27 protein-coding genes and 1 pseudogene are annotated in these 24,758 nt (G+C 57.5%); 3 read left to right on the top strand and 25 right to left on the bottom strand.

What is annotated here, in order from left to right; all coding sequences use genetic code 11:
- The 7 genes and pseudogenes from BMH52_RS28620 to BMH52_RS01410 form a co-directional block, all read right to left on the bottom strand.
- Positions 1–471, bottom strand: a pseudogene (locus BMH52_RS28620) (hypothetical protein); the annotation flags it as partial.
- A 1,120-nt stretch (positions 472–1,591) separates the two neighbouring features.
- Positions 1,592–5,413 (bottom strand): DUF1983 domain-containing protein, encoded by a 3,822-nt coding sequence (locus BMH52_RS01435; protein WP_073842703.1) that lies wholly within the window; start codon positions 5,411–5,413, stop codon positions 1,592–1,594.
- A gap of 57 nt (positions 5,414–5,470) precedes the next feature.
- Positions 5,471–6,163 carry a DUF4145 domain-containing protein gene (locus tag BMH52_RS28485; protein WP_083610632.1) on the bottom strand — a complete coding sequence of 231 codons (693 nt, stop codon included), beginning with the start codon at positions 6,161–6,163 and terminating at the stop codon, positions 5,471–5,473.
- Between the two features lie 35 nt (positions 6,164–6,198).
- Positions 6,199–6,780: a tail assembly protein gene (locus BMH52_RS01425; RefSeq protein WP_073842698.1), complete on the bottom strand. Its 582-nt coding sequence runs from the start codon at positions 6,778–6,780 to the stop codon at positions 6,199–6,201.
- Positions 6,777–7,532 (bottom strand): C40 family peptidase, encoded by a 756-nt coding sequence (locus tag BMH52_RS01420; RefSeq protein WP_073842696.1) that lies wholly within the window; start codon positions 7,530–7,532, stop codon positions 6,777–6,779. Before BMH52_RS01420 ends, BMH52_RS01425 begins: the two co-directional genes overlap by 4 nt.
- A 2-nt stretch (positions 7,533–7,534) precedes the next feature.
- Positions 7,535–8,284: a phage minor tail protein L gene (locus BMH52_RS01415; protein WP_073842694.1), complete on the bottom strand. Its 750-nt coding sequence runs from the start codon at positions 8,282–8,284 to the stop codon at positions 7,535–7,537.
- Between the two features lie 10 nt (positions 8,285–8,294).
- Positions 8,295–8,633 carry a phage tail protein gene (locus BMH52_RS01410; protein ID WP_073842692.1) on the bottom strand — a complete coding sequence of 113 codons (339 nt, stop codon included), beginning with the start codon at positions 8,631–8,633 and terminating at the stop codon, positions 8,295–8,297.
- Between the two features lie 48 nt (positions 8,634–8,681).
- Between BMH52_RS01410 and BMH52_RS01405 the strand changes: the two genes are divergently transcribed.
- Positions 8,682–8,903 (top strand): hypothetical protein, encoded by a 222-nt coding sequence (locus BMH52_RS01405; RefSeq protein ID WP_073842690.1) that lies wholly within the window; start codon positions 8,682–8,684, stop codon positions 8,901–8,903.
- 20 nt (positions 8,904–8,923) lie between these two features.
- On the opposite strand, the gene BMH52_RS01400 is transcribed toward BMH52_RS01405, so the two are convergent.
- Together BMH52_RS01400 and BMH52_RS01395 are read right to left on the bottom strand one after the other, a co-directional pair.
- Positions 8,924–12,184, bottom strand: a complete 3,261-nt coding sequence (locus tag BMH52_RS01400) for a phage tail tape measure protein (RefSeq protein ID WP_073842688.1) — start codon at positions 12,182–12,184, stop codon at positions 8,924–8,926.
- A 105-nt stretch (positions 12,185–12,289) separates the two neighbouring features.
- The gene (locus tag BMH52_RS01395) at positions 12,290–12,730 is read right to left on the bottom strand and encodes a superinfection immunity protein (protein WP_218190419.1); all 441 of its coding nucleotides are present in this window, start codon (positions 12,728–12,730) and stop codon (positions 12,290–12,292) included.
- Positions 12,731–12,940: 210 nt separating this feature from the next.
- Here BMH52_RS01395 and BMH52_RS01390 point away from each other — a divergent pair, with 210 nt between their 5' ends.
- Positions 12,941–13,201: a protein L gene (locus tag BMH52_RS01390; RefSeq protein ID WP_073842686.1), complete on the top strand. Its 261-nt coding sequence runs from the start codon at positions 12,941–12,943 to the stop codon at positions 13,199–13,201.
- Between the two features lie 261 nt (positions 13,202–13,462).
- On the opposite strand, the gene BMH52_RS01380 is transcribed toward BMH52_RS01390, so the two are convergent.
- The 7 genes from BMH52_RS01380 to BMH52_RS01350 form a co-directional block, all read right to left on the bottom strand.
- A complete protein-coding gene (locus BMH52_RS01380; protein WP_073842684.1) occupies positions 13,463–13,696 on the bottom strand; it encodes a hypothetical protein in 234 nt (77 codons plus the stop codon).
- Positions 13,697–13,756: 60 nt separating this feature from the next.
- A complete protein-coding gene (locus BMH52_RS01375; protein WP_073842682.1) occupies positions 13,757–14,074 on the bottom strand; it encodes a DUF1799 domain-containing protein in 318 nt (105 codons plus the stop codon).
- A complete protein-coding gene (locus BMH52_RS01370) occupies positions 14,074–14,454 on the bottom strand; it encodes a phage tail assembly chaperone (protein WP_068967219.1) in 381 nt (126 codons plus the stop codon). Before BMH52_RS01370 ends, BMH52_RS01375 begins: the two co-directional genes overlap by 1 nt.
- An 11-nt stretch (positions 14,455–14,465) precedes the next feature.
- Complete coding sequence (locus tag BMH52_RS01365) at positions 14,466–15,113, bottom strand: phage tail protein (protein ID WP_073842680.1); 648 nt, start codon at positions 15,111–15,113, stop codon at positions 14,466–14,468.
- A 71-nt stretch (positions 15,114–15,184) separates the two neighbouring features.
- Positions 15,185–15,601: a phage tail terminator-like protein gene (locus BMH52_RS01360; RefSeq protein ID WP_073842678.1), complete on the bottom strand. Its 417-nt coding sequence runs from the start codon at positions 15,599–15,601 to the stop codon at positions 15,185–15,187.
- Positions 15,598–16,233 carry a hypothetical protein gene (locus BMH52_RS01355; RefSeq protein ID WP_073842717.1) on the bottom strand — a complete coding sequence of 212 codons (636 nt, stop codon included), beginning with the start codon at positions 16,231–16,233 and terminating at the stop codon, positions 15,598–15,600. Before BMH52_RS01355 ends, BMH52_RS01360 begins: the two co-directional genes overlap by 4 nt.
- Positions 16,234–16,250: 17 nt before the next feature.
- Positions 16,251–16,619 (bottom strand): hypothetical protein, encoded by a 369-nt coding sequence (locus BMH52_RS01350; protein ID WP_073842676.1) that lies wholly within the window; start codon positions 16,617–16,619, stop codon positions 16,251–16,253.
- Between the two features lie 81 nt (positions 16,620–16,700).
- On the opposite strand from BMH52_RS01350, the gene BMH52_RS01345 reads away from it, so the two are divergent.
- Complete coding sequence (locus BMH52_RS01345; RefSeq protein WP_073842674.1) at positions 16,701–17,081, top strand: hypothetical protein; 381 nt, start codon at positions 16,701–16,703, stop codon at positions 17,079–17,081.
- Here BMH52_RS01345 and BMH52_RS01340 read toward each other — a convergent pair.
- From BMH52_RS01340 to BMH52_RS01300, 9 genes are all read right to left on the bottom strand, one after another.
- A complete protein-coding gene (locus tag BMH52_RS01340; protein ID WP_073842672.1) occupies positions 17,078–17,581 on the bottom strand; it encodes a DnaT-like ssDNA-binding protein in 504 nt (167 codons plus the stop codon). The genes BMH52_RS01345 and BMH52_RS01340 overlap by 4 nt on opposite strands.
- Before the next feature lie 59 nt (positions 17,582–17,640).
- On the bottom strand, positions 17,641–18,252 hold the full coding sequence (locus tag BMH52_RS01335; RefSeq protein ID WP_256575672.1) for a hypothetical protein: 612 nt from the start codon (positions 18,250–18,252) through the stop codon (positions 17,641–17,643).
- A 25-nt stretch (positions 18,253–18,277) separates the two neighbouring features.
- Positions 18,278–19,240: a major capsid protein gene (locus BMH52_RS01330; RefSeq protein ID WP_073842670.1), complete on the bottom strand. Its 963-nt coding sequence runs from the start codon at positions 19,238–19,240 to the stop codon at positions 18,278–18,280.
- 12 nt (positions 19,241–19,252) lie between these two features.
- Positions 19,253–19,981 (bottom strand): hypothetical protein, encoded by a 729-nt coding sequence (locus BMH52_RS01325; protein WP_073842713.1) that lies wholly within the window; start codon positions 19,979–19,981, stop codon positions 19,253–19,255.
- 91 nt (positions 19,982–20,072) lie between these two features.
- The gene (locus BMH52_RS01320; RefSeq protein ID WP_073842668.1) at positions 20,073–20,483 is read right to left on the bottom strand and encodes a hypothetical protein; all 411 of its coding nucleotides are present in this window, start codon (positions 20,481–20,483) and stop codon (positions 20,073–20,075) included.
- A 32-nt stretch (positions 20,484–20,515) separates the two neighbouring features.
- Positions 20,516–21,601 carry a minor capsid protein gene (locus BMH52_RS01315; protein WP_073842666.1) on the bottom strand — a complete coding sequence of 362 codons (1,086 nt, stop codon included), beginning with the start codon at positions 21,599–21,601 and terminating at the stop codon, positions 20,516–20,518.
- The gene (locus tag BMH52_RS01310; RefSeq protein ID WP_073842664.1) at positions 21,576–22,994 is read right to left on the bottom strand and encodes a DUF4055 domain-containing protein; all 1,419 of its coding nucleotides are present in this window, start codon (positions 22,992–22,994) and stop codon (positions 21,576–21,578) included. Before BMH52_RS01310 ends, BMH52_RS01315 begins: the two co-directional genes overlap by 26 nt.
- Positions 22,991–24,292, bottom strand: a complete 1,302-nt coding sequence (locus BMH52_RS01305) for a terminase large subunit domain-containing protein (RefSeq protein ID WP_073842662.1) — start codon at positions 24,290–24,292, stop codon at positions 22,991–22,993. Before BMH52_RS01305 ends, BMH52_RS01310 begins: the two co-directional genes overlap by 4 nt.
- Positions 24,279–24,740 carry a DUF2280 domain-containing protein gene (locus BMH52_RS01300; RefSeq protein WP_034135924.1) on the bottom strand — a complete coding sequence of 154 codons (462 nt, stop codon included), beginning with the start codon at positions 24,738–24,740 and terminating at the stop codon, positions 24,279–24,281. Before BMH52_RS01300 ends, BMH52_RS01305 begins: the two co-directional genes overlap by 14 nt.
- Positions 24,741–24,758: the final 18 nt, after the last annotated feature.

The following is a 24,758-nucleotide window of genomic DNA, read 5'->3' as shown; positions in this document are numbered from 1 at the left end:
CCATTCTCCGGCTGGCTCAAACGATTGCTCTTGAAGGTCTCGGCGCTCACTTTGCGATACGTTTGCGATTCGAACGATGGGTGATGCTGCTGACAAAGCGCCGCCCGAACCGCGAGTGGTGTTCCCGGTGTGATACACCTCTTGAGCAGCACCAAATGTCCCTGCATTTCCGAGAGCGCAGCGAAAAAGCATTCGATTGCTGGAAAAGCCCATCGGGAAATAGAGCTGCGCCTCGTATGTAGCGTTGTAGGGGATCCGGATCATCCCTGCGTATGATACTCCAGAGGATGAAGGTCCCTCTCCTACTTGATAGAACCCTCCGCCCTGACCGTTGCCAGGAGAATCATAGCCAGAAGCACCAGGTGCGACCGGCGTAGAAACACCAGAAGGGTTTTTGAGGACCAATGCCGATGCATCAAGATTGGCTGCCGAACCCAATAAATTGGTCCTAGCATAGAGTTCTTGCGTCATTGCGTTTATCTTTACCGCACCACTGCGAGTTGTATCACCGCCGGCACCCGTCGGGGCTACGCCTATGTTTATTTCTTGCCTTGGCATTTAAGCCTCCTGGATTATTTACAAATTAAAACTCGAGAACTTTATAAAAAGCTGGCTCACGTGATCGGCTTAGCAAAAGTAACTGAGATATATAAATATATGGAGTTTGCTACCCCCTCAACAAAAGGCACGATTCTATTATTCTGATAATCCCAAGTACAATAAAGCTTGCAGAATCGGGTAGATGCCCCCCCAACATCCATGCCTATGTTGTTAACCAGCATGTAATCGCCAGTATTCAATGGCGATGTGGCAGTCCAGCTCGACTTAGTTGTCCCCTGTCCAGTGGATGAAGATCCAAGGTAGGTCCAATCGGTTATCGTCCTGGTGAATTGGGCGCAGGGAGTACCGCTATCAATTAACAGATTGGCAGATGGCCCCCACACCCTGAACCCATATGACGCGACCGCTCGGGCTTGAAAAGCTGCCACGAAAAAGCTTCCAGCACCGTCTACGAGAAAAGAAAATCCTGTCCAGTTGCCAGGTGTTCCAAGAATAGTTACGTAGCTGAATGTGCTTGTAGCATCCGGACGAACGAAAACTAAAGGGGGCTCCTGAGTAGTGATAGCAGGAGAAAACGTAGCCCCGCCTGAGTATCTACCCTTTTGTAAAATGGAAAGCCTCGAATATTCAGAATCCAATGTAACTACATCAGCCCCGTTTTTGAACTCCATGCCGTATGCCATTCACCTGTACCTCATAACCAACAATCTTTGAGTTCCTAACGCCATAGTCGCAGTAGGGTGGGACCGATTGGCAAACCAGACATAAACACCGCCTGAAACGACCTGGGTATCAAATTGAACCGCATAGGAGTCCTGGGCGTTAGGGTCTTTTGGATATGCGCCTGCTGGAATACATATAGCCGAGTGGGTGCTCGGCTCTACTCCAGGCAACGCTATAAACGTGTTCCTTGGTCCTGAGTTATTAGGAGGCGATCTTGTGATTAGTGACGAGTGTATGATCCTCACTGTAAACGAGGTTTCATCAAGTTCTAATGCACCAGTCGCCCCCCATACCCTTATCCCGTAGCTCATGCTGATAAATCCCCCCATTGGAATCGTTTGACGTTGTTTTCATCAAACACTTTCCCGCCGCGATTATTGATAACTTGCCGGGCGTCACCTCCGAATGCACCGTTGATCTCAAAAGTCCCGTCGAAGAACAGCTTCCAGCCCGTCTTGCCTGGGTCATAGTTGTTCGACTGGATGTAGTTACCGATCTTGGCGTTTGTGATTGTGCCGTCCTGGATGAACGCTGACTTGATGAAGGTCTGCCCGCCCTGGACTGCGAACGGAACCGATCCGGCCTGGCCGATGGCGAACCTGTCCGCGTCGATGATGAACTGCGACTGCAGCCCGCCTGGACCTTTTCCCAGGCCAAGCCCTATACCTGCATACTTATAGAGGCCGCTGGCGGTCTCGTACTGCATCCGCACCGACCAGTTCGCCGTGACCTTGCCATCGACCGTTTGAATGGCCGTAGCGTTGGTCTGGATTGCGAGAGTGTTGCCGCCAACCGTCGTTTGAACAGTGTCGATCCGCTGGCCAAGCGCCTGATCAGCATTCGTCCTCGCAGTTATTTCGCCCTGCACTGCTGCGGCATTGCTTGCCGTCTGTGCCGTGACGGTATCAATCCGCGTAGAGAGAGACCCATCGGCGTTGATGCGCGCGGTTTGCTCGGAGACAACCGCAGCGGCGTTTGTGGCAACCTTCACTTCCACTGTGTCGGTTCGCTGCCCCTGCACCAGGTCGCCCTCGATCAGGGCAGACTGAACAGACCAGACACCAACGTAGCTTTCGTCCGAGCCGATCAGCGCCGTGTCATCACCCTGAAGCGGTGGATTGACCTGCAAGTAGATGCCGTCAACCCGCTGCGCCGTGGTGGTGACCTTGCCGTCGAGCGTGGTTACTGTGGCTTTGAGGGTGCTTAACCCGCTGGCCGTGGCGTTCACGCCGGTGACTGGATCGTTGACAGTGACCTTCACCGCATTGAGCTGCGAAGCCTGGGCGGTGATGTCCTGGCCATGCTGCGTAATGGTCGCGCTGTTCTGCTGTACCTGGGTGGCCAAGGCATCCACCGTCTGGGCTACAGTGCCGATATCGGTCCAGTAGGTCGCGTTCGGTGGAGGATTATTCGCCGGCACCGGGCCTTTCGCCTGATACAGGTGCTGGCCCATGCGGACGATATCGTTAAGCGCGTACGCCTTCGCAGGATCGTACTCCAGCGCGTCGACGATCTGGTCAATCAGCCCTTCCAGTTCATCCTTGGCCGCTTCGATGCGCCCATTGACCGAGCCAGGGCCATTGCCGTCGATAAGGTTGATGCGTTCGTTGAGCAACTGCCCCAGGGATGTCTCATCAATTTGCCCCTTGATCTGCTCGAGGATCGGCCCAGCATCCGAACTGGCCTGCCCCATCACCCCATTCACCACCGGGTAGAACGGACCGATGTTGCCGGTCCGGTCCACCAGGCGCACCCAGAAGAACAGCGTCGCGCCCGCCAGCAAGGACTGCATTCGGTAGTCGGCCTGCGGGTAAGCCAGGTCGGCCAGCTTCGTCGCGGCCGTCAGGTTGTTCGCCGGGCCATACCAAATCTCGGTCCGCTGGGTATCCTCGGCGCCAGCGGGGAAGCCCCACTTGATGCTGATCCCGAACAGTTCGCTTTTGGTGGTCAGGAACGACACCGCCGGCGGCAGGCCAGTCTTGCCTTCAAGATTGGTCAGGCTGGAGTTTTTCCAGATCGATGAGATTTCGAAGGCGCTCACCGCACGAACCCGAGCCAGGTAGGCGCCCGAGTAGATGCCGGTGACGTCAACGCTCGTCGAGCCGGTGCGCTGCACCTTGATCCAGTTGCCGCTGTCCTTGCGCCACTCAACGTCATAGGCTACTGCACCAGCAACAGCTGGCCACGAGATGTTCATGGTGCTGATGGCCAGGCCCTGGTCAATGGAAACGTTCGATGTGATCGTGACGCTCGCCGGTGCCGGAACTACAGTGATCGGGATCACGCTGATTGGGCGCTCTTCCAGGCGTGCTCCGGTGTCGATGCTGGCGAACTTGCTTGGCTCGTACTGCAAAGCGCTGATGTCGTAATCACCCTCTGGCGTCCGTGCGGTTCGCATCACTCTATATAGAGGGATTGCCAGGTCGTCAGCGTCGATCGCCCACTGGAGTTGTGCAGCAGGTGCCTCACTGTAGGCCACGGTCACGGTTACATTGCGACCGCTCACGCTTTCCACGGTGCGTCCTTCTGCTCGCCCGCCCGGTAGATTGATCACCAGCCGGTCACCGGCCTTCGCCAGCGTGTCGCGGTCTAAGGTGATGACCTTCCCCGCCGTTGCCGCAATGCGCCCGCCGATCTCCCGGCCAGCCAGCAGCGAGTCGGCAACCGGAATGATGAAGCCAGGCAGCGGGATACGGCCTTCCATGCCGGTCCTGAAGCTGATCGTGCGGTCCTGGTTGTTGCTAAGGACTAGCCATTTTGCCCGGCGCTGGGCTTCAGATGCCCGGGTGCAACCGATGGCACTGATCTCGGTCGGCTTGTCGCCCAGGCGGCGCTGTAGCGGCAGGTCTGAATAGACCGTGACGTCGGTGTCGTAGTTGTTAAGCGGGTTGTCGTAGCTGACCAGACAGCGAGTGAAGCGGGTCTTCGCCGAGGCGCTGCCGTAGGAGATCTTGCCGTCGATGACGTTGGACCGGGTGAAGACATAATCGATGTCCTGCGCCCGAGGCATATCAGCCTGCATGACCAACTGGCCCTGGGCCCAGTACGTCATCCCGCGATAGATACCGGCGATGTCGCGCAGCAGTGACCAAGCGTCGGCCTTGCCCTGCAGGTTCATGTTGCACAGGAAGCGCGGCTCAACGCCATCAGCACCATTGGGCACCATCTGGTCGCAGTACTGCGCGATGCGGTACAGCTCCCACTTGTCCACCATCCACGGCTTGATGCGGCGGCCCAGGCCGAAACGGTCCTGGGTGCAGATCCCGTAGGTGATCCAGGCCGGGTTGTTGGTCCAGGCCTCCTTCATGGTGCCGTCCCATGCGCCGGTGTAGCTGCGGGACACAGGGTCATAGTTGCTCGGCACCTGCCAGCGGCGGGCCTTGCACTTCACGGTCACCGCCGGGATGTTGGTGAACTGCTCGGCGTCGAACTCGATAAAGAGCAGTGCGGTGTTTGGGTAGCGCAGCTTTGCGTCGATAACTTGGGTGTAGCCGGCGATGAACAGACTGTCCGCGATCTTGTCGGTGTTCTGGTTTGGGGTGATGCGGCGAACTCGAATCAGCCAGCCACTGGTGGCCGGTGGGAGATCGATGCGCATGGACTTTTCGTAGCGAGTGGTAGCCTTTCCTGTAATGGCTCCAACCAATACCTCCTGATACGCCCCGCCGTCGGTGGCGACGTCGACCGCATACTGGATGCTGTAACCACCAATATTCCCTTCTGCGTCCTGGCTCGCCAGTCGTGGAGTGGCCAGGCGGATGCGCGCCGCAGACAGCTGTAGATTAGTCAGCGATTGAACCCAAGGCGTGCCGCTGCGCAGTTCGATGTTCAGGGAGGTCTCGTTGTCGACAGACGGAATACCTGGGATATAAGTTTGCTCAACAGAGCCAGGCCGCCAGTCCCACTTGACATTGATGAAGTTGAAATTGCCGCTGGCATCCTGAATAGGCGTGTTGTCGAGGAAGATGTCGCGCGCGGTTGGTGTGCCGTCGAATTCACCCTCGCCAACGGCGATCAGAATCTTGGCCACGTTGGTGGAACGCAGGCTGTCGGGCGCCTCTACCGGAGACTTGGGCTTGCTCTCGCCACCTTTGGCACCGTGAATATCCAGCTTATGTGCTGCGCCCATGCTTTTCTCCAGGCAATAAAAAACCGCCTCTTGGGCGGCTCGATAAATAAAAAAGCTTTATATTGGTGGTTCTTTGGCGAGTGAGTCTTCGAGATCTTTTATCTGGCTCGGAAGAACATATAAGTATGAAATCAGGTACTTAAGAAGCTCTACCATCTGCTGAGCCATCAGCTCAGTTGGCTCATTTTCTTCGTCGAAATGCGCCCCCAGATTCCCGCCATCGCGAATAGCGTGGGACAAAGTAGAAAGCGGTGCAGCCAGGTTGTGTTGCGCCATTGCTTGCTTTATTAACGTTGCCAAACTTCCTTTTCGATTTGCTTCAGGAAGCAGGTATTTGAAAATACCTTCAAGCGTTCGGCGAGCCATAACGGCGGTCGCGGGATAGTTTTTTGTCATAAATGACGTTGAAGTTGACTCAAAAGAGCGCCGTATAGCGACAGGGACCGACTCTGGGAAGTCTGTCACCAGCAGCGATGGCCTAGATCGTGGATACATGAAAACTTCAGCTGGATTGCCGTCGTTTTCATTGGAGGCTTGGCTTTTTACAGACCAAAAGGAAACAAACTCACTGCACGATGGACAGGATGCTCGTAATCCAATACTTGTTGTTGCCGTATCATGGTAAGACACCGCTGTAGAGTAGGTAACCAAGTCGCAACAAAATGGGCACATTTGACTTATAGATTTCGGGTACCGGTAGCCACCGTTATTGCCCCATTGCCTAACCATTGCAAAGGAAATGCTTTCCATCCTTGAAGCCTCTAGACATTACAGCCTTGAGCATGTCACGCCTTGTCTTCTGCGTAAATCGAAGCAGATATAATTGCCCCGCCCCATCGGCGTTCGCCGATGCAGATCGGGACAGGATTGCCGCTCGCTGTGGTGTTCTTGGCGCTGCCGAATGCGTAGCTGGGCATGTTTTCCGGTGAGGCGCTCTGCTTGAGGCCTGACGCCTGCGGGCTCAGCATTTGAATAACGCCCCCGGCAGTGAGGGCGATACCCGGCGCCAGGGTTGCGCCGTTGGTTATAGTGCTCATGGCAATCAGGATGACACCAAGAACCGTCTGTAGCAGTCCTGCTCGCTTAGCGCCCTCTACCACTGGAACGATCCTGACTTCCTTAGTGCCGCCCATGCCGAACTGATCCTGCCCGGCGTTCTTCCGGTTGCGGAAGATGGCAAAGCGAAGGCCGAGCCGGTCAAGTCGCCGGATCTCAGCTTCGAACCCATCAATGGTTGCCTTCAGCGCCCTGAACACCTCCCACGTGTCGCCCGAGCCAACCTGGCGGCGGTGCAGCCTGCCGAACTTCTGGGCCAGCGAGCCGGACAACTTGATAGTGGTCATCGGCGAATAAACGATGGCGCTCATCTAGCCTCCTTGTGTCGAAGAATTAAGCGGGTGCGCTGGAGCCACGGGCCACCGTAGATGAACACCTCGGACGGCCGTCCATACATGTGGTGCAGGACAAACGGGCCAGGTCCGAAAATGCCGGCTTCTTCGCCAGGCAGCGTCGGGTCAGTCCCCAGGTAGATCCCTGCGTGGTTTGGGTGGGCCGTGCGACCGACCTCCATCACGATCATATCGCCGCGCTGTGGGCTGTCGACTTGCTCGAATCCGGCTGCGGCGTAATTCGCCTCGTACAAGCTGGCGCTGTCTTCACTCTCCCACCAGCCATCAGCGCGCTGGAAGGCCTCGAACTCAAGGCCCCACTCGCGCTGGTACCAATCAGCGCAGACCTGCCAGCAGTCCCAGGCGCCATGTACGAACGGGCGCTTGAGCAGCGGCGTGCTGCCGGTCGGCGTGATCGTGCGCAGGTCGCCCTCGGGCCAGGACAGAATGTGCCAAGGCAAGGCCGTGGCCTCGCACATCGCCAGGTCACGCGATGACGGGCGACTGGTGGCGTCCGGGTGGGAGTGAACGATGCCGATCACCTGACCCTGGTCTTCTGCCGCGGCGTAGTCCTCTGGGTCGAGCCGGAACTCTTCGTTTGGCTCGGTGGCGATGTTTCGGCACGGGAAGTATTTCTGCGCCCTGCCCACGGCCAGTACCAGCCCGCAGCACTCTTTCGGGTACTCCGCGGCCGCATGCGCCTGGATGGCTGCAATGATGTGTTTGCGCATGGTCAGCTCCGGGCTATCAAGGAAACGGCGGGGAATCCACCGAACGGCAAGGGGTTGCCCTCGCCAAAACGTGGGATACAGCCCTTGCCCAGGGTGGCGTCGCATATGTCCAATTCAGGATCATCGATAACCACCCCGTCTTTCGTGACGTAGGGTCCGGTGTATCCGCAGTTGGGGCCACGGTAGCCACCGGTTAGGCACCAGTGACACAGAGTGGTCATTTGCCTGCCGATCGTCTCGCCGCCAACGTCGCCCGGGCTGGCCAGGTCCCAGCTGACTGTCTCGCCGTCCTCGTTGGTTTTCTGGTCGACATACCAGACCTCGATCGATTCCTGGGTTGGATCGGCCGTGGGGTTGCCGCCTTCGAAGTTCACGGCGTCGAGAAACTCGGCCAGCGTATTTCGAATGGTCAGCTTGAACTCGAGCAGATCCTCGAAGGCCAAGCAAAGCGCGGTGATTCGCCCGTTGACGTTGCCGACCGACAGCTTTGGCCGTACCGCAGTGCCGTCGCCATTCGCCTCGCTGCCCTCGTACTGCATGGGCCAGGCGCCGTACTCTTCACCCTTCCACCAGATCGACTTGGCCGGCAGTTGGTCGGCGTCGCCGCCGGCGGCGATCAGTTCTGCAGGTGTGTGCGGTATCGCATGACCATGAAAGCGCAGAACATCGGCGCCGTAATCACTGCCGTCCAATTCGAACAGCATGACTTCGTTGCCAGGCTCAAGAGTCTGGATAGCGTTGATAAGCGACATGGATTGACCTTTACGGGTGGAAGGCGCGCTCAAATGTCGCCGTCAATTTGAAAACACCCCCGCCCATGGGCGTAGGGGTTGGGTTCTTGCAGGTGAACAGGCCAAGCTGGCCAAGCGGGGTTGTCCAGAGGAAGGCTTTGGCGCCCTGGTGCCGATCGAAGAATGCCATCATTGCCAAGGCCGTGGTGGTGTTGCCGGTGTGGGTGATCGGGTAGGAATCAATTTTGTTGTTGATGCCGTCCCCAACCTCTTGCTTGTAGCCGTCCCCGAACTGTGAGGTGCGCACCCGATACGTGATATCGGGTGCCTCCCCATGCTGGGTGGCCCAGGTGAATGTCTCGATCGCCATGATGGCTCCGGGTAGAATGATTTTTTGACCAAGGAAATGGGTAATTACATGAAAATGAGACTGGCAGAAGTAAGCGTCTACGAAGACACTCCAGGCATTGGGAAAACCAGAATCGGCGGGAGCGTCACAATTTCGCTAGAGATGGAAGACGGGCAGGCTGCCGGCACTTTCGGGGTAACTTTCGAGCATGAGGGCGCGAAAGATCTGACCTATCGCCAGCTTGAGCAACTCGTCCTTGATAAGGTCCGGTCATCCCTGAACGAGATTTAACGGCGAATCATTGCCGCTGCTTATCTCCCGTTGATCACGCGCCACGTTGCGCCCCCGCTGGGGCTCAACGTTCTGCGTTCATTTGCTGCAATCTCAGACCGGATCAAGGTTAGGAACTGCGGGGCCAGCTTTTGACCCATTGCAGTATCTGCGGTCGCATCGGCTTCACCATTACGATTGATATTGATGGTTATCTCCATCTTCGACTCGGTGTTGCCGCCGGCGGTCATTGCCGGAGGGCCTAAGGCGCGCACGCCAAGACTCCCATCTGTCGATCTGGTCAGCGGCATGATTGCCTCCGGCCCAGCCTCGGCGAAGATGCCAGCCCCCTTGGCAAACGCGAACATCTGCGGCTTGTCGTGCACCTGGTTGCTGAAGCTCGACAGGCTTGGCGAGTCGTACACACCGCCCTTGGCGTTGGCGGTGATAGCGCCGCCCATGTCGGCACCGAAGCTGGTCGTGCCTGCCCCAGCGCCGCCGCCAAACCAGGCCCCTATTGCGCTGCCAGCAATACTGGACAGCAGGCCAGACGCTGCTTGCCGAGTGGCGATACGGGCCATATCGGCGATGATCGACTTGGTGAAGTCCGAGAACGAAAGTTTGCCTGTGACAGCAAAATTCGCGACTGCGTCCTCCATGCCGGAGAAGGCATTGGTGAACAGACTTTTCGTCTGGCCGGCCACATCGTTGGCAGACTGCAGGTAGTTCTGGAAAGCAGAAGAGGCTCCGCTACGCCAGTCACCCTGCGCCTCCGACATCTTGTCGTAGTTGTCGACCACCGTGTCGCGGTACTTCCTTTCCGCATCTTCAAGGCTGGCCAGGTCGCGCATGTAGTCTTCCTGGCTGTACTTATCAGGCGCGGTCTTGCGGCGATCCAATAGTTTGGCGCGCTCGTCGTTGAACTTGTCCGTGGTTGCGTCGAGGCTGGCTTGCAATCCTGCTTGCCGGTCGCCCAGCCCAAGCCCATTTGCTGCGCGGGAGCCAGCCGCTTCAAGTGCGGCGCGCTGACGCTCAAGCTGATTGACGTACGCCTCCGAGGCGGCCGTCAACTGCTCCAGTCGGCCCTTCTCGCTTGTAGCTATGACCGTCAGCTGGCTGTCGGCATCCTTCTGAGCTTTGACCATCCCCTGCCTTGCATCGGCGATCTTCTGGTCGAGTTGGATGCTCTGAGCAGCCGTTGTGCCTTTCTTGGCCTTGGCCGCTTCCAGCGCATCAACTTCGGCCTGGTATGCGGCCGTCACATCATCCTTTTCCTGATTGACCAGGGCCGACCGTTGCTTGGCATAGTCCGACAGCGAAACCACGCCGGCCTTCTGCTGCGCCTCCAGTTCCTTCTGCGCGTTTCGGTAGTCCGTGACAATGTCGGACAGGTTGTTTTTGGCGTTGTTGAAGCTGGTTAGGTCGACTTGAGAGCCTGCGGCCTTCGGGTCTTTGTACTTGTCGTTGACGTCCTTTATCTGCTCAGCGACGTACTTCGGATCTACCCTCTTGTCGTTAGGGTTCGCCGCCCGGATCTTCGCAGTGTCCTCATTGATCTTTTTGATCTCGAGAGCGCGCTTTCCTTCATTCGACAGGTTGGCCAAGTGCCTCGCGTCAGCACGGGCAGTTGCATCCACCGCGTCGTCTTCGATCTTTCTGCGGTCGCCTACGTACTTGCTTTGACGCTTTTCAATCTCGACATAGGCTTCTTTTAGGCGGATCGACTCTTCAAGCTGCTTTCGCTCCTCTGTTACCGCAGCACTACCAGCAACAATTTTGTTTCCGGACGTTTTTTTATCCAGATCGGCCAGCTTGGCTCTTTCGCTATCCAACTGCTCTGCAAGAGTTTTTTCGCGACCAAGCGATAGCGGGATATCGAGTGCTTTCTTGGCAGCATCCCGAATGTCATTCCATCCACGCTCAATGAGCCCAAGGTTTTGGGTGATCTGTCCAGCCCTTGTTTCAATAGTCGAGGCGTAACTGTCGGTAAGTATCTTTGCAGCGCCGACCGTATCTCCTTGCTCTTGGAGCGCGACGATTTGCGAGTACACACTCGCTGTCAAAAAATGATATTGCTCATTTAGAGACTTCGCCGCAGCGACGGGATCCTCAGCAATTTTCACGAACTCTGCGACGGTTGCATCAACCGACTTGCCGGTCGCCTTCTCCATGGCAAGAGCAGCTTCTGATATCTCAACAAAGCTCCCGCTAGCGAGCTTGCCGCTACCTGCCAAGGATGCCAGAACCTTGGCAGCTTGCCCTGTCGTGCCGATTGTTGCGCTCACCTGGCGAGCCATATCGCTAAGCTGGGCGGCACTTGCCCCGGCGCGATCACCAGTCAAAATCAGTGATCTACTGAAGTTTTCCTGTTCCTCGCTGCCTTTATGGTAGGCATATGCAAGCCCGCCGATGGCGGCCACCACGATCCCAATAGGTGCAGCGATGGCGAGCATACTGGTCATGGTCGCGCCAGCGCCAACTCCCAATTGGGTCACAGCACGAACCCCGCTACCCCAGTCCCCCGACTGAAGTGCGTTACTAAGCTGCATGACGTTTTCTTGCGCCTGGCGGGTTCCTAGCTTCAGCTTGTCGAATGCACTGGCGGTCTCGGTCAAGCCCGCCCGGTCTTTTCCGATCTTGGCCAGAGCCTCGTTGTAACGAAGCGCGTCATACTCACCCGATTTATGCAGCTCGTTGAGAGCCCGTTCACGAGCCTCCAGTTCAGCCAGTTTCTTGGTGAGTGGATCTATGCCATTAACAGTTCGCTTGAGCGCCTCAATGCGACGGTTCTCTGACTCAATCAGTTTCTGCTTTTGAGCATTCTCTTTCTCGGCGGCTGCGATCTGCCGCATCCGCGACGATTCGACTTTCAGTTCTGCCTTATCGAGAAGCCCCTCAAGTCGAATCTCGTCCTCAGTCAGCAGCAGGCCACGCTCCTGAGCTTTGACGTAAAGCTCATTTGCCCGCGAAAGATTCTCTCTGGAGCCCGCGGCGGCGGCAACTGCAGCTTCAAGCTGCCGAGTGATGGTCATCTCGTACGCCGCACTGTCGCTGCGTTTTTTGCCAGCGGTTGCCTGACGATCAATCGCACCAGTTGTCTTTTCGACCCCTTGCGCTACTTCGGCCTCGGCCTGAGAGATTTTTTTGCCAGTGTTTGCGAGACCTTCACCAGTTTTCCCAAGCTCGTCTATGGCCTTTTCGGCATCCACCGCCGAGTCGACAAGCTTGTCCAGATCATCGGAAGCTTTAGCTGCCTGCGAAGACTCCACCGAAATGCCCAGGGAGGCGAAATTTGTGCTCATTGGCTTCTCTCTTCTTGCACGGTTGACCTGCAATCCGATGCTTTTCTTTGGGCAATAAAAAACCGCCCGGAGGCGGTTTTTTTGGTTTGCTTGTTTCGACGGAGGTTAGGAAGCCTGCTTTAGATCGCTGCCGCAGTGCTTGCACTTAATAGCAATCGAGAGGATTTCCTCTCCGCAGAATTCGCAGTTTTTCTTTGGCTTATCTTCCGAAGTTAGATTCGGATTTCCTCCCACCGCCCCAGATACGACAACAGGCGACGGTTGCTTAAACGCCCACACCAAAGCGGCAACCCACCCCAGCAGGCTCCAGCCGAGAAAAAAATTAACAGCCGCTATCGCTGGCAAATTATTGCTTTCGCGCAACCAGGCCTCAATCGTTGGGAGCATGTAAAAAGCCGGGATGAATACTATCCCGCTGTACACCACTAGCTGGCCAAATGCATTCAGGCCGCCGCGCTCCATTCCCATGGAGTAGCTATAAAAAGCGAGGAACCCCAAAACTACCAGTCTGACTACGAACATCTGAAGTCCCTTTCCAGTGGCCATGGGTCGTCCATGGCTGATAATGCGATGCTATCACTATCAGCCAGTGCGGGAAAAATGCCAACACGAAAGCCCCGCATGGGAGGGGTTCTTCGGGCTCGTATCGGTAAGCAGCTGGCCAGGCATCCAGCGTGGATGGAATGCCAGTAACTGGGGTGTTCGTCGGCGTAGTAGCTTTGTGCCTCCCCCCAAAGCCCAAAGAAAGGAATCACAATGGCACTTTTTACTGAAGAATCATTGCAACACCTTGAAAAAACCACACCAACATTACTTGGCGGAGCGCCATGGAATTCATCATTCGGGCCTGGCGAGAAAGTTCTCGCTTCAGGAATTTACCGATGTGAGGGCTGTGGTGATGAAATCACCTCAAACAAAGGCGACCCATTCCCGCCCCAGAATAAGCATCAGCATCCTGGGACTTTCGGAAAAGCTGTCGAGTGGCGCTTGATAGTGCAGACGCAAACGCAAGCCTAAAGGATTTCCCAGTCCTTCGCCTACAAGCCCAAGGACTGGGATAGCGCCAATATCGGCGCGTTTATGACCTGGAGGTCAATGTGGCTCTGACGATCAACAATCTGCAGCTTTCCAGACATACCACACCCACAACAGCCCTAATAAATCTTGGGGATTCGGATGGGTGCTCAGTAATTGTCAACATAAAACTTGAAGGCAAACCGGTCGACGAGTTCTCGCTCAAGGAAATGACGAAGCTTGGTCTAGAGGCCGCCAAACATCTCACGCACCAGGTTTGATCGAAGCCTGAAGCGAATCAATACGCGCTGCGAGTGCCGCATCTGTGGCGGCCCTCGCACCCGCTTCACTGGACACTTGAACACTCAGGGCCGACAGCGATTGAGACAGAATCTGAACTCGATCATCGCTGATGCGAACCATCCCAACGGTGCTGTCGCCGATCATGGCTTCGTTGATGTAAAGCTGCCCGTCAACAATGGAAAAAGGCTTATCCATACGTATCTCCTGCGGCAGTGCCGCGTCATGTTGGTTGTTTTGCGTCTTTGTGCCTGAGGATCAGGCGCCCCTCGCACCTTCCCGCTGCTCCGCCATAACACTCAGGGCTTCCGCCTCCATTCGCCTGAAGTCGCTGAAAATGGTTTGTCGCTGGCTGATCGGTACGCCACACATCCGAATAACCCCGGAGAGAACGCTGTAGTCCATGCCTGTTGCGCCGCACGCGCCTGTGCGCCACTGGGTGCTCATGGCCTCGAAGACTTTGAAGGCGTCCCAGTTGTCCGGCCAGATGCCGACCTCCGCGACGTAATCGCCCGCGGTGAAGCCGAAGGCATCCGTGCCCTCTAGCGTTGGCTCATAGAGCGCGCGTGCAGCGATTAGGAGTTTCCCAGGCGGGCCTCATTGAAAGCTTCGGCGTAGGCATTCAGCACGGCCTTCGGCGCTGAGTTGATCGAGTTGACGAGGATTCGCACATTTTCAGGCGTAAACTTTTCCTCGATATCCCAGCCAACGACGACGTCAAGCAGCTGGTCCGCCTGCAGATCGATCTGAGCAGCGGTGAATGCCTTGAGGTCCATGTCCCCTACCTGTTTGCTCAACTCGTCGTGCCGCTCGTTCCAGCCGGTGTACAGCTCGGCGAGCGCTGTGCGGTCCAGGTATTTGAACTCGAACTCCACCTTCTCAGCGCTATAACCGGCACGCTGGATCATCACCGGTGCCTTGAAGGTCGGCTTCTGAATCAATTTGAACTTGGCCATGAGCTCTCCAATTACGCGGCGTAGCGAATGAATTTAGCGACCACAGCGAAAACGGCGGTCACCGCCATGATGTTGTTCTTGGTCAGCGACGGCACGTTGTCGAACGAGGCGTAAGCGTTATAGACAATGACTCCACCCGAGGCGAGGTTGATGCGCACTGCGCGCGGCTTCTTGTCGTCGTCAGCTTCCAGCAGTACCTCGTTGTGAGGTAGCGCCGGATCATCCGCCATGGTCAGCGTGAACGAAAGCGGGGATTTCGACGTCGGGATTTGGTGCTCGTCGTCTTCCTCGAGAAACGAGTACGTGACGTTTTGTTGCTCGCCGCCGGACTTGTTCGATTCCGTGACCTGGCTCACAGGCACCCAGGTCAGAATCTTGCGCACCGAACCGCCGCCTGCGCCGGCGATGAAGCGCGCCGCATTGGCCGTGTTGATCGACTCAAGCACGAACGAGTCAGCGGTCACGGTCTTGATGCGAACAACCCGATTGTTCAGGCGCGCCCAGCCAGAGGTGACTTCGACAAAATCGCCGACCTCTAGGTCGTGGCCGGCCGACGAAACAACGGCTTCCGTTGCGTTGGTGATCGCGGTAAAAATGATCGGCGCGTCATACGAGGCGGCGATAGCGGCAGTCGAGCCATTGGGTAGAAAAACGGCCATTGGTGTTTCCTCTTTTCAGAAATGACAAAACCCGCTCAATGGCGGGTTCTTGGTTTGCCCAATGGGCGGAATCAGGCGGTGTCGGCTCGATATTCAAACGACACCGGCACAGTGTATGTCGGTGGATCAGACATGCCCGGTCCAGGATCTACTGGCGACATCGTAACTACGGTGAGGCCGGCCTTTGTATCCCGCGCATACAGCGGGAACAGCGCGGTTAGTTCAGCCACAAGCGGGTTCGTCTTGGTCTTTCCGGTATTGGCCGGGGCCACAATGCTGACTTGGTAGACGCCGATGAATGCTCGATGATCGCCGGCTAGCGTGCTGCTTGCGGTATCGCCCGGGAGCAAGAACGCCCGCAGATAGGTCTCGCCGTCGGCTGGGTCGTATTGGACGTTTTCGAACACAACCTTGATCGGCTCCGTTCGCACCTTGCTCCAAGCAAGCAACTTAGCCTCGTATATCGACGCGATGATGGCGTGGCTCATACCTGGTTGTTCCTTGTGGCTTCGTCGACGATCTGCTGGAAGCGGGCCAGAGTGATTCGGACCATGCCGCCGGGTGCTTGGGTGGAGTGCCCATACTCAAGCGGGATTGCGTAGGGCAAGTTGTTCACGATATAGGCCGTCTCACCTGCCGTAAGCGCCTGGACCTGTAATCGAAGCTTGGCCAGCGTTACACCGCCGGCCGGGTCGACCTGATCAATCGTGCCCTCTGCGGGCGTACCGATGGAAAACTGCCAGTTCCCACGGAACCGCCCACCGACGTAGTCCATGCCAGCGACCAGGCCGTTCACATTGAAGTTCTGGTCTCGCTCCGTCTTTGTCAGGGGTTTGGCATATTTCACGCCACGCCGCAGCTTACCGGCCTTGGTGAAGTTTGATTCGTTGAGGTTGATGATCGTGTTGCGCACTGCGACCTTGAAGTCGTAGTCGTCGGCGGTGCGAGTGTTCGCCTGGCGGTGTGCAACGTTGGCAGCCCATATTTCCGGGTTGCCCACCGGCGACATGCGGATGACGCTGCTACCGATTTCGATGACGATCTCGCGGATGGTCGCGTCGATACCACCCTTCGCTCGCTCGGCGAAGTCGCGAATATTCTCGGCGAAGCTGCCGTTCATGCTCGCGTATTTGTTCGTCACGACCGCACCTGCAGCTCATACAGGATCGGCGTACCGGCAGGGTTGACCTCTTTCAGCGGCGGCACGATTGACCAGGTGCGCCCCTGCGCGACCACTTTGTCGAGCAGACCCGGCACCCAAGCCAATCCCTGCGCGGCGATCTTGAGCTTCTTGTCGCCCTGCCTGATGAGGCTGTTGTTCTGGAATTCTTGGCCGGTGAAGTCGAGCAGGATGCCTTGGGCGGTTTGCTCGACGGTCGCGCCTGGCGCTTCGCCGCCAGTCTCCGGGTCGTACTCGCCCGGCTCCGTCTTGCTGATCGTCACAGGCTGGCCGAACTCTGTGATCATCTCCAGAGCCATCACGGCCATTTCGTCGTAGAAGGCCATGGTGGCTCCAGATGCATATGCGTTATTGGGCGGTTACTATCGACAGCTCAACAAGCCGCCGGAAAAGAAAAGGAAATCAAGATGACCACTGAAAATCAGCACGCACTCGAAGTCATTGCCAGGATGCGCAGTCTGTGCTCCCAGGCCAATGACTTAATGGCATTGCACGCAGGTAAATCCAGCTTCAATCGACTGGAGAAAGATGAGCTTCAGCAGGGGTTTCGGTCTCTCAAGGAGGAACTGAAGCGGTACGCAAAAACTGGAACGATCGATGGAAAAAAGCGCGATCGCACTGAGCTTGAAGAGTTTTATTTTGAGCCCGCAGTAAGCACTGCTGCAGCTAATATCCTGGTAAGCGTGAATGCTGACCCAGCTTCACAGGCATGGTTCTCCTGTGTCTACGGAATTCAAACGGACGTCGGCCATCTACTTTCTCAACTGACAGAACAGTTTCCAAACTAGGCCCGGACAGCGAACAGCCCGCGCTTTTGTAGGAAGTCGGCAAACTGCGTAGCGCTCGGCCGATCAGGCGCCGCCGGCAACAGTCGATTGCTGGTGTTGGAGATCGTCGCGTACTCCCGAGTTACCGCACCCTCGACGCGCTCCAGCGTCACAGCACCCTTGCGCTTGTCGATTGGGTCGATGTCGTCCTGATGAATCTCGGCGGCCAAGGCCATCTGCCCGTACTGGATCCGCGCCGGCAGGTAGTTGTTCGGCTTGATCTCCTGGTCCAAAAGCACTTCCCGGCGAGGCCAGGACAAGGCCTGCTCGCTGCTCATCTTGCGCCCTTTCCAGGTCATGCCATCCATCGCCAAGGCAGCCCGGCGCAGTAGCGCTTCTTGCTCAGGAGCGCCTGCGGGGATGACCGTGCCGAATTTCACGGCATACAGGGCCAGGTCCTCGGCGCTCGCGTAGCTTTCGGCGTCAGGCTTGCCGGTGCCGTCCTCGATGATGAGTGTCATGCGTCAACTCGCTGGAATGGTTTGAAGATTGGCTGCCGGATCACCGACAGCCAGCAGTATTACTCCTTGGTCAGCTCAGCTACGAGCTTTTCCAGGGATTCTTTCGAGGCATTGGCCCGATACTGGACCTTGGCCTCATCGAGCTTTGCTTTCAGCGCCGCGATTTCACCGACCTCATCAGGCGGTGGTGTGATCGAGGCCGTCTTCAGCGCCTTGATCTCTTCGCGCAGTGTGTCGACAGTCAGCACCAGGCCGTCACGCTCAGTGGTCAGCTGTCCAACCGAAGCTTGGATGGTGCCCAGCACTTCAAACAAGCGCAACGCCAGTGCGCCAGTCTTTGGACGGTGGATTTCGCCAGCCTCCAGGCCATCGACCAGCAGAACCATTGCGTCACTCTCGCCTTGCAGATCGGCAAGCAGCTTGGACAGTTCGCCAGATGCGATCGCCTGTTTGCCGACAGCAACAGGCGCCGGTAACTCGACAACCTCAACGTCGACACCGGCATCTTCGTACGCCGTGACGATCTCAGGATAGTCACCTACCACGCTCACTGCGGTTGCATCGCGCTCAACGCTACGGAATAGCCCTGGGACGCGGTAGCGCTTGCCCGGCTCAAAGCCATCAAGCTGGTTTGTATAAACGAGTTCCATCGAAATCTCCGTAGCGGCCATTGCTGGCCGCTTCCTGGGGCGGTTATCAGCCGCCAACCGGTGGGGTGGCGGTGAGATTGATCATTACGCCGGCCGTAACCTTGTTGCTGTCCGAGTGCTTGACCCAGTTCGCAGCAGAGCCGACGGCAGCCAAGGTTGGGTTGGTGCCACCGGTGGACTCCTTCCAGCTGTAACCCAGCACGTCGATGTTGACGGTGCCCTCGGCGCGGTAGCCGATAGCCAGGTTTTCCTCGTCGTTCACGTCGTACGAACGGAAACCCGGCGCCTGGGATTCGGTGATAACCACGGCATTCGGCAGCAGGCCGAAGATCGCATCCACCGGCGCCTTGTCGGTCACCAGTACCGGCTTGCCCAGGGTGCCAGGCAGGCCTCCGTAGATCACTACGCCAGCTTCTTCGTAAACCTTGTTCGCAATCGCTTCATCAACGATGTCGAAGTAGGCAGACGAGTGCATGACCCACAGCGCGATTCGGCCAAACTTGTCGCCGAATTTACGCATGCCACGGGTCAGGGTCTTCTTGCCGTCGGTTTCGATGTTCGCCGACACCACCATGGCAGCATTGGAGCCGATGGCAGCCTTGAGCGCGCCGGTGGCGTACTCGATGAAGCCTTCGATGGTGGCGTCAGCCACGTCGGCGCCGATGATCTGGGAAAACTCATCAACCGCACGACCGCGGCGCTTGAACGCCTCTTCGGTAGTCTGGTACGGGCCGTATTTCCACGGAGCCTTGACGCCTACAGCTTCGCCGGCGCCGATTTTCTTAGCGGTGACTTTGCCGTCGGAGTTGACATCGCGATGCTCCAGGCCGCCGCCGAGCTTGTAGAAAGCACGCTTGCGGAAGTCGCCTTGGATCAGTTCGTTATCGAGGACGATTGCGCCGTTGGACGAGGCGTTGAACACGTCCAGGTTATCCTGGATGCGCTCCAGGTAGGCGGTTTGCGCCTCATCGTTGTAGATAATCAGGTCGTTGTTGACAGTTGTAGGCATGGGTCTTTCCCCTTACTTGGGCAATGCGAGATATGCGGTTTGGCCGTGCTTGCGCTGGAAGTCGCGCTTCTGCTCGGAGGTCATTTCGGAGCGCTTGGATGCAGCCTGGCCGCCGCCCCCGCCCGGGGCATGTGTCCCTGAAGCCCTTGGCCACAGGTGGGGTGCGCTTTCGCGCAAAGACTCGGCCCATTCGAGCGGAGTCAGAGGGGTTTTGCCGTCTTTGCCAAGGATGGTTTGGCCATTCTCGTCAACGGCGACCGCTTCGCCCTCTTCGTTCAGTGAGAACACGCCTTTGGCACGCAGGATGATGTCGTCGGTTGCCTCAGGAAGTGCGCCAGCCTTCAGTGCTGCGCCGCGCACCGAGTCACCCAGGACTTTGCCCTGGAACTTGGCGGCGAAGGCTTCAGCCTTTTCAGCGCGACCGGCGAGCGTCTTCAACTGCTTGTCATGCTCGCCACGCAGGCGCTCGGTGCGCTTATTGAACACCTCGTCCACCTTGCCCTCGGTAAGCAGCTTGGTTTCTTCGTCCTGGCCCGCCCGACTGAGCAGGCCTTTGACGGCGTCGATGTCGATGCCTTCAAACTGGGTTTCGAACTGAGTCAGCTTGCCGGAGGTTTCCTTCAGCTTGCCCAGTAGCTCCGAGTTCTTGGTTTTCAATCCGGAAACGGATGCTTCAACGGCAGTCGCGATAGCGGCCTTGATTGCCGGATTTTCCAGGTCGATTTCGTTTTCTTCTGCCACGTTGATGCACCCCTTGGGTATTTTTCGCCCGCTTTGCAGGCAATAAAAAACCGCCCGAAGGCGGTTCATTTGAAGTCATACAATTCAATTTCTAAAGGTCCGGGACAAGAACACTTTCTTGCTTCGTCACCATGGCAATGATTGCCCGCGCTTTCGCCTCGTCTTGAAATATGTCTTTGAAGGTTCGGCCATCCACCGTGTAAACAAAATCTATTCCGACTTCTTCCACGGGAATGTCATATTTATCAAGGATTGACCTCAGCTCATCACTTCTGAGTGCACGAGGCTCCTTTTTTTTGACTCTCTTGCCCTCGATAACGCTCCCATCCTCAAGTCGATAGGCAGGTCTATCAACCATTTCCATTACAGAGAAAGGCTCGCCATGAGTAAAGCGCAGACTTGGCGTATCCGTCGTTTCGAGATCCCCCACATATGTGGCTAACGCGTATCTGAGTTGCCATCCTTTCAACGCGATGATGTCGATGGGTATTTGGTTTGCCATAACTGTGCTCCATGCATTTTGAATGACGAACCTTATATCCCAGCTCTCTCAAACGCCAGAGGCTCAAGAGCCTTCATCTGTGCAAGGTTGAGAGGTGAAAAGTTCCGATCAAGCTGCAGCTCGGTGAAGCGCTCCACGGTCAATCCGCTCTCCCTGAATAGCTTGGCCCGTACCGGGCCTATGGCAACGTCCTGAAACGCTGCCGGCTGCTGCTGAAGCCAGTGGTAGTAATCGAGATCTGCACTGACCTGCTGGCCGCCATTGGCACCCACCGAGGCCCGCGTAGCGCCCTTGGCGAACATTGCACTCAGCTTGGTCAGCAGGATGAAGGTGGTTCGGCAGTTCGGGTGGAACGGCGGCCTTGGCCCGGAATCCACCGGAAACTTGCGTTTGTCCATGGAGCGGCATTGCTGGCTTGTCTTGCTGTCCAGCGTTGCCACCATCTGAATCTCTTCGACGATATCCGTATTGGCCTTGGCCACCTCCATCCGCGCCTGGGACGACACATGCTGAATAGCCGTGTGCACGACCGTGCTGGCATTGCGGTTGGTGGTGGCCAGGATGCCGTCTTTGTACCCTGCCGCCTTGGTGCCGCGAATGTTGCGGACGATCTGGAAGTTCGTCTGACCTTCGAAGAAGCCCTGCCGGATCGTGCCTGTGACGCGCTCACGCTCTGCACCGGTCCAGCCCTTGATGAAGGCCTTCAGCAGCTTCCCGCCGCCGGTGCCTCGCACACTGAGCGGATTCGTCAGCACTGCGGTGCGAATTGCAGCGGCCGTCGGCGCGACCACATCCAGCGACACACCAACCGGCGCCGACCTGGCAATGCTGGTCGCCTCGAACTCAGCCTCGTAGTTGGCGATATCCACCAGGTCGAGGTTCAGTTGCGCACTGTAGCGGTCGAAGATGCCCAGCAGCAGGCTGTCGACCTCTTTCAGCAACGCTTCCAGGCGCTTCGTGTTGTACTCGGTCAGGTCCGACTGGGTCAGCCGATCCCTTATAGATCGGTCAATCTCCTTGAGGAAGGGAGCGAACTTGCCCACCTCCCCCGCCTTGAGCTTTTCGAGGAAGACCGCGTGCCGGATCGCGGCATCAAGTACTGCCAGATTTACCGCCATTTGGTTTGTCCTCGTCATCCAGGCCCAGGCCGTCGCCCTGCTCTTCCAGTTCACCGTCGATCTGCAGGTCTGTACGCTCTGGCGCAATCAGGCCCAGCTTGCGCAGGTAGGCCCGAAGGTCTGCCTTAGCGAAACCGCCTTGCTGCCATAGCCCAACCAGGGCGGTGATCATCTGTGGATCAGCCGTCAGTTCGACGAACTCCTGATTCACCTGGTAGGCGACCTTCTTGTCAGCGATACCCATGTAGGCGCAGCACCACATGATTGCCCGGGTGTAGGCCTCGCTGACGTTTGCAACGCAGCCGGCCAGCACTGATGTGGACGCCGATTGGTCACCGCGGGCCTCGGTCGCCGTCTTGGACGACAGAGACGCAACCACCATCCGGGCGCCCAGTTCAATCATCATCTGGTTCTTGTCGGCCATCGCCTCTTTGACCAGCGTGTTGGGCAAGGGCTGCGCGTAACCGAACTGGCCGCCGGCCGGCAGCATCATTGGCGCCCTGGAGCCGACATAGACGCCGTTTTTCTCCATCCAGTCGCGCCACTGCTCGTCCAAGCCAGAGATCCACGGCTGAGCCTGGCCGCACCAGAAGACACTGTCTTCGTAATCTGCGCTGTTCCGGTAATGGCCCAGATTGATCATGGCGATATCGTAGAGCGGTGACTCATCAATGCTTGGGTCGTTGTTCTGCGCGCCGACGAAGGTGAACGGGATCTCCTTGAGGCGACCGGTTACGCCTTTCGGTCTGAACTCTTCGATGATCGCCAGTGGCCCGCCGCCTTTCGGACCGGACCGGCGCCAGACCCGGCACACAAAGCCGTCATCCTCCAGCGCTAATTCCCGGTACTGTTCAGCCGTCTTGTAGCCGAATCCGTCAGGAATCTCCGGAGACTCGCGCAGCACCACCAAAGTCAGCACGCTATGCCCGTTTACCATGCCTGTACGCCAGTTGATGATGTCCTCGGCGCAGTACGACAGGATCACCGAGTGCCCGCCGATGCCGTCGTCCTGGTGATAGTCGACGTACAGGCCGTGGCGGCCAGCCTCAAGCACCTTCTCAAGCGTGCCTTGTGAATGCTGGTAAATGCTCACCCCGGAGCCGTTGGCATTGTCTTGCAAGTATTCCAGCTTCTTAGACACCGTGAGGGTCGGGTCTTTATGGAAGGCCAGGCCCAGCAGCCCATTTCGGGTGTGCCCGGTGGCGTTCTTGAACACGGCCCGCTCGCGGTAGGCCCGGTTCCGGTCTTCGTTCTCTGGCGACTTGTCGTGCGCATTGATGTACGGGAGCCGATCGACAACCCGATGCTGACCGGCGCAGACATCGCGGACGGTAGCCCAGCGGTCCAGCACTGCCGTGTATTCCGCCCGCTTGAAGGAGACGTCGTTGCTCATCGGGCGTATCCCATTTTGATAGCGGTGACCGGTTTGATGATCGGGTACTCGCGGTGGATGAAGTAGCCGCCGGCGTCGTTCGCGTGATCGATGCCAGCGGTTTTGTCTGGCTCCCCGTTTGCACCCCATACCTGCTGCTCTAGGCCATCGGCGTAGGTTGGGCAGGTGAACGGGTTGACCAGGTAGCGGCGCTCGCCCTGCGCATTGCAGAAGACGGCGTTCATTGCGTTGATTCGGTCCTTCACCGGCGGGTTCGCCGCTGGAGCGATTACCGCGAACCCGGCCTGTTTCAGCATGGCCAAGTCGGTGATGCTGGCGTTCACGGATTTGCGTGAATCGCCCGAGGCATCCGGGTAGATCCTGATCTCGCACGTCTTCTTGAAGTCGTTGCCGTCGTGCTGCCAGTAACGTTCTTTGATGCGTCGGATCATGTCGGGCGTGTCGTAGCCGTCGATCAGTTCATCCACGGCCCTGGGCAGCCCCTGGTCGCGTTTGACGTGGGTGATCGCCGCCATCTTGCCGACGTTGAAGTCCATCCCGATGAACAGGGGCTCACCAGGCTGCACGGTGTCGAAGCATCCGTTGAGCTTGCGGTCGTAGGCGGTGTAGATCGTGCCGGACGTCAGGTTGACGAACTGGCCCTTGAGGTACGCCATGATCAGCTGCGGCGGATACGACTCCATCAGGGATGCGATGTAGTCATCCGGCAAGTTCAGCTCGTTGTCGAACGTGCTGGCCTGCACCAGGCCGTACATTTCTTTCAGTGAAGGCTTGTCGCGCAGCTGCTTCACGAACTGCAGGAAGACGAACTTGAAGCCTTCCGGTGTCGTGGTGACGTCCACCCCGTTCTTCAGCCCGGGCAAGTTGTAGCGCATCCGGGCAATAATTTTGCGCCAGGCCTGCTGCGCCTTGATGGCGGTCAGCACGTCCAGCTCATCCACCAGGGCTTGGCCGATCTTGAAACCAACAATCGTCTGCGGCTTCTCCATCGACCGGCAGATCACAGTGCCGCGGTACTGCCGGCCACTGTAGATGTGAACCTCGTGGTTCGCCTGGTTGATCTTGGTCTTCAACCCCCAGTCATAGGCCACCTCATCCATGGTCGGATAGAAGATGTCCCGGATCTGCGGGTAAGTCGGTGCGAAGTAGCCAGCGTTAACGCCGGGCCACTCCATGAAGTGTTTGCTCAGTGCCGAGCAGCCCACCCAGGTCTTGCCTGAGCCGAACCCAGCGACGAACGCACGAAACTTATGGGGCAGCGTGAGGAACTGAGCCTGCGGAACGTTAAGGCTCGGCATTCGGCTTCCTCGCATCCACCACGTCGACCTGGATGCGGGTCGGGATCACCGGTTCGTCGCCGGCCTCTTCCTTCCGTGCCCGGTTGACGTAGATGTCACCGGTTTCCTTCGCAGCCTGTTCGAGGATCTGCATGGCCAGGCCGATGTTCTTCATCGTCTCGGCCTTCTCCACGAAGCGATTCATAGCGCGGAGGCGGAAGGCACGGTTAGCGATCGGGATATCGACTGTCTCTTCTCTGAAGCGCTTACGGCATTCTTCGAAAAACGTCTTCCATTTCTGCCCAAGGTCACGACCGGAATACTTGGTTGGGTCGTATCGCTCACACAGTTGGCGGGATACCTCGATGCCGTATTGCTCCTTGACGGCCTGACAAACCTGACTGGGGGTGTCGAAGCAGGCCAGGGCTTGGACAATAAAGGCCTTCACCTCATCTTTCAGGGCTGCCATAGATTCGTTTTCCGTCAA

Origin of the sequence: Pseudomonas sp. BTN1 (assembly GCF_001907715.1) — a bacterium.
GTDB lineage: Bacteria > Pseudomonadota > Gammaproteobacteria > Pseudomonadales > Pseudomonadaceae > Aquipseudomonas > Aquipseudomonas paracarnis.
Note: the sequence above shows the minus strand (reverse complement) of the source record. Positions and strands in the feature narration are given on the sequence as shown.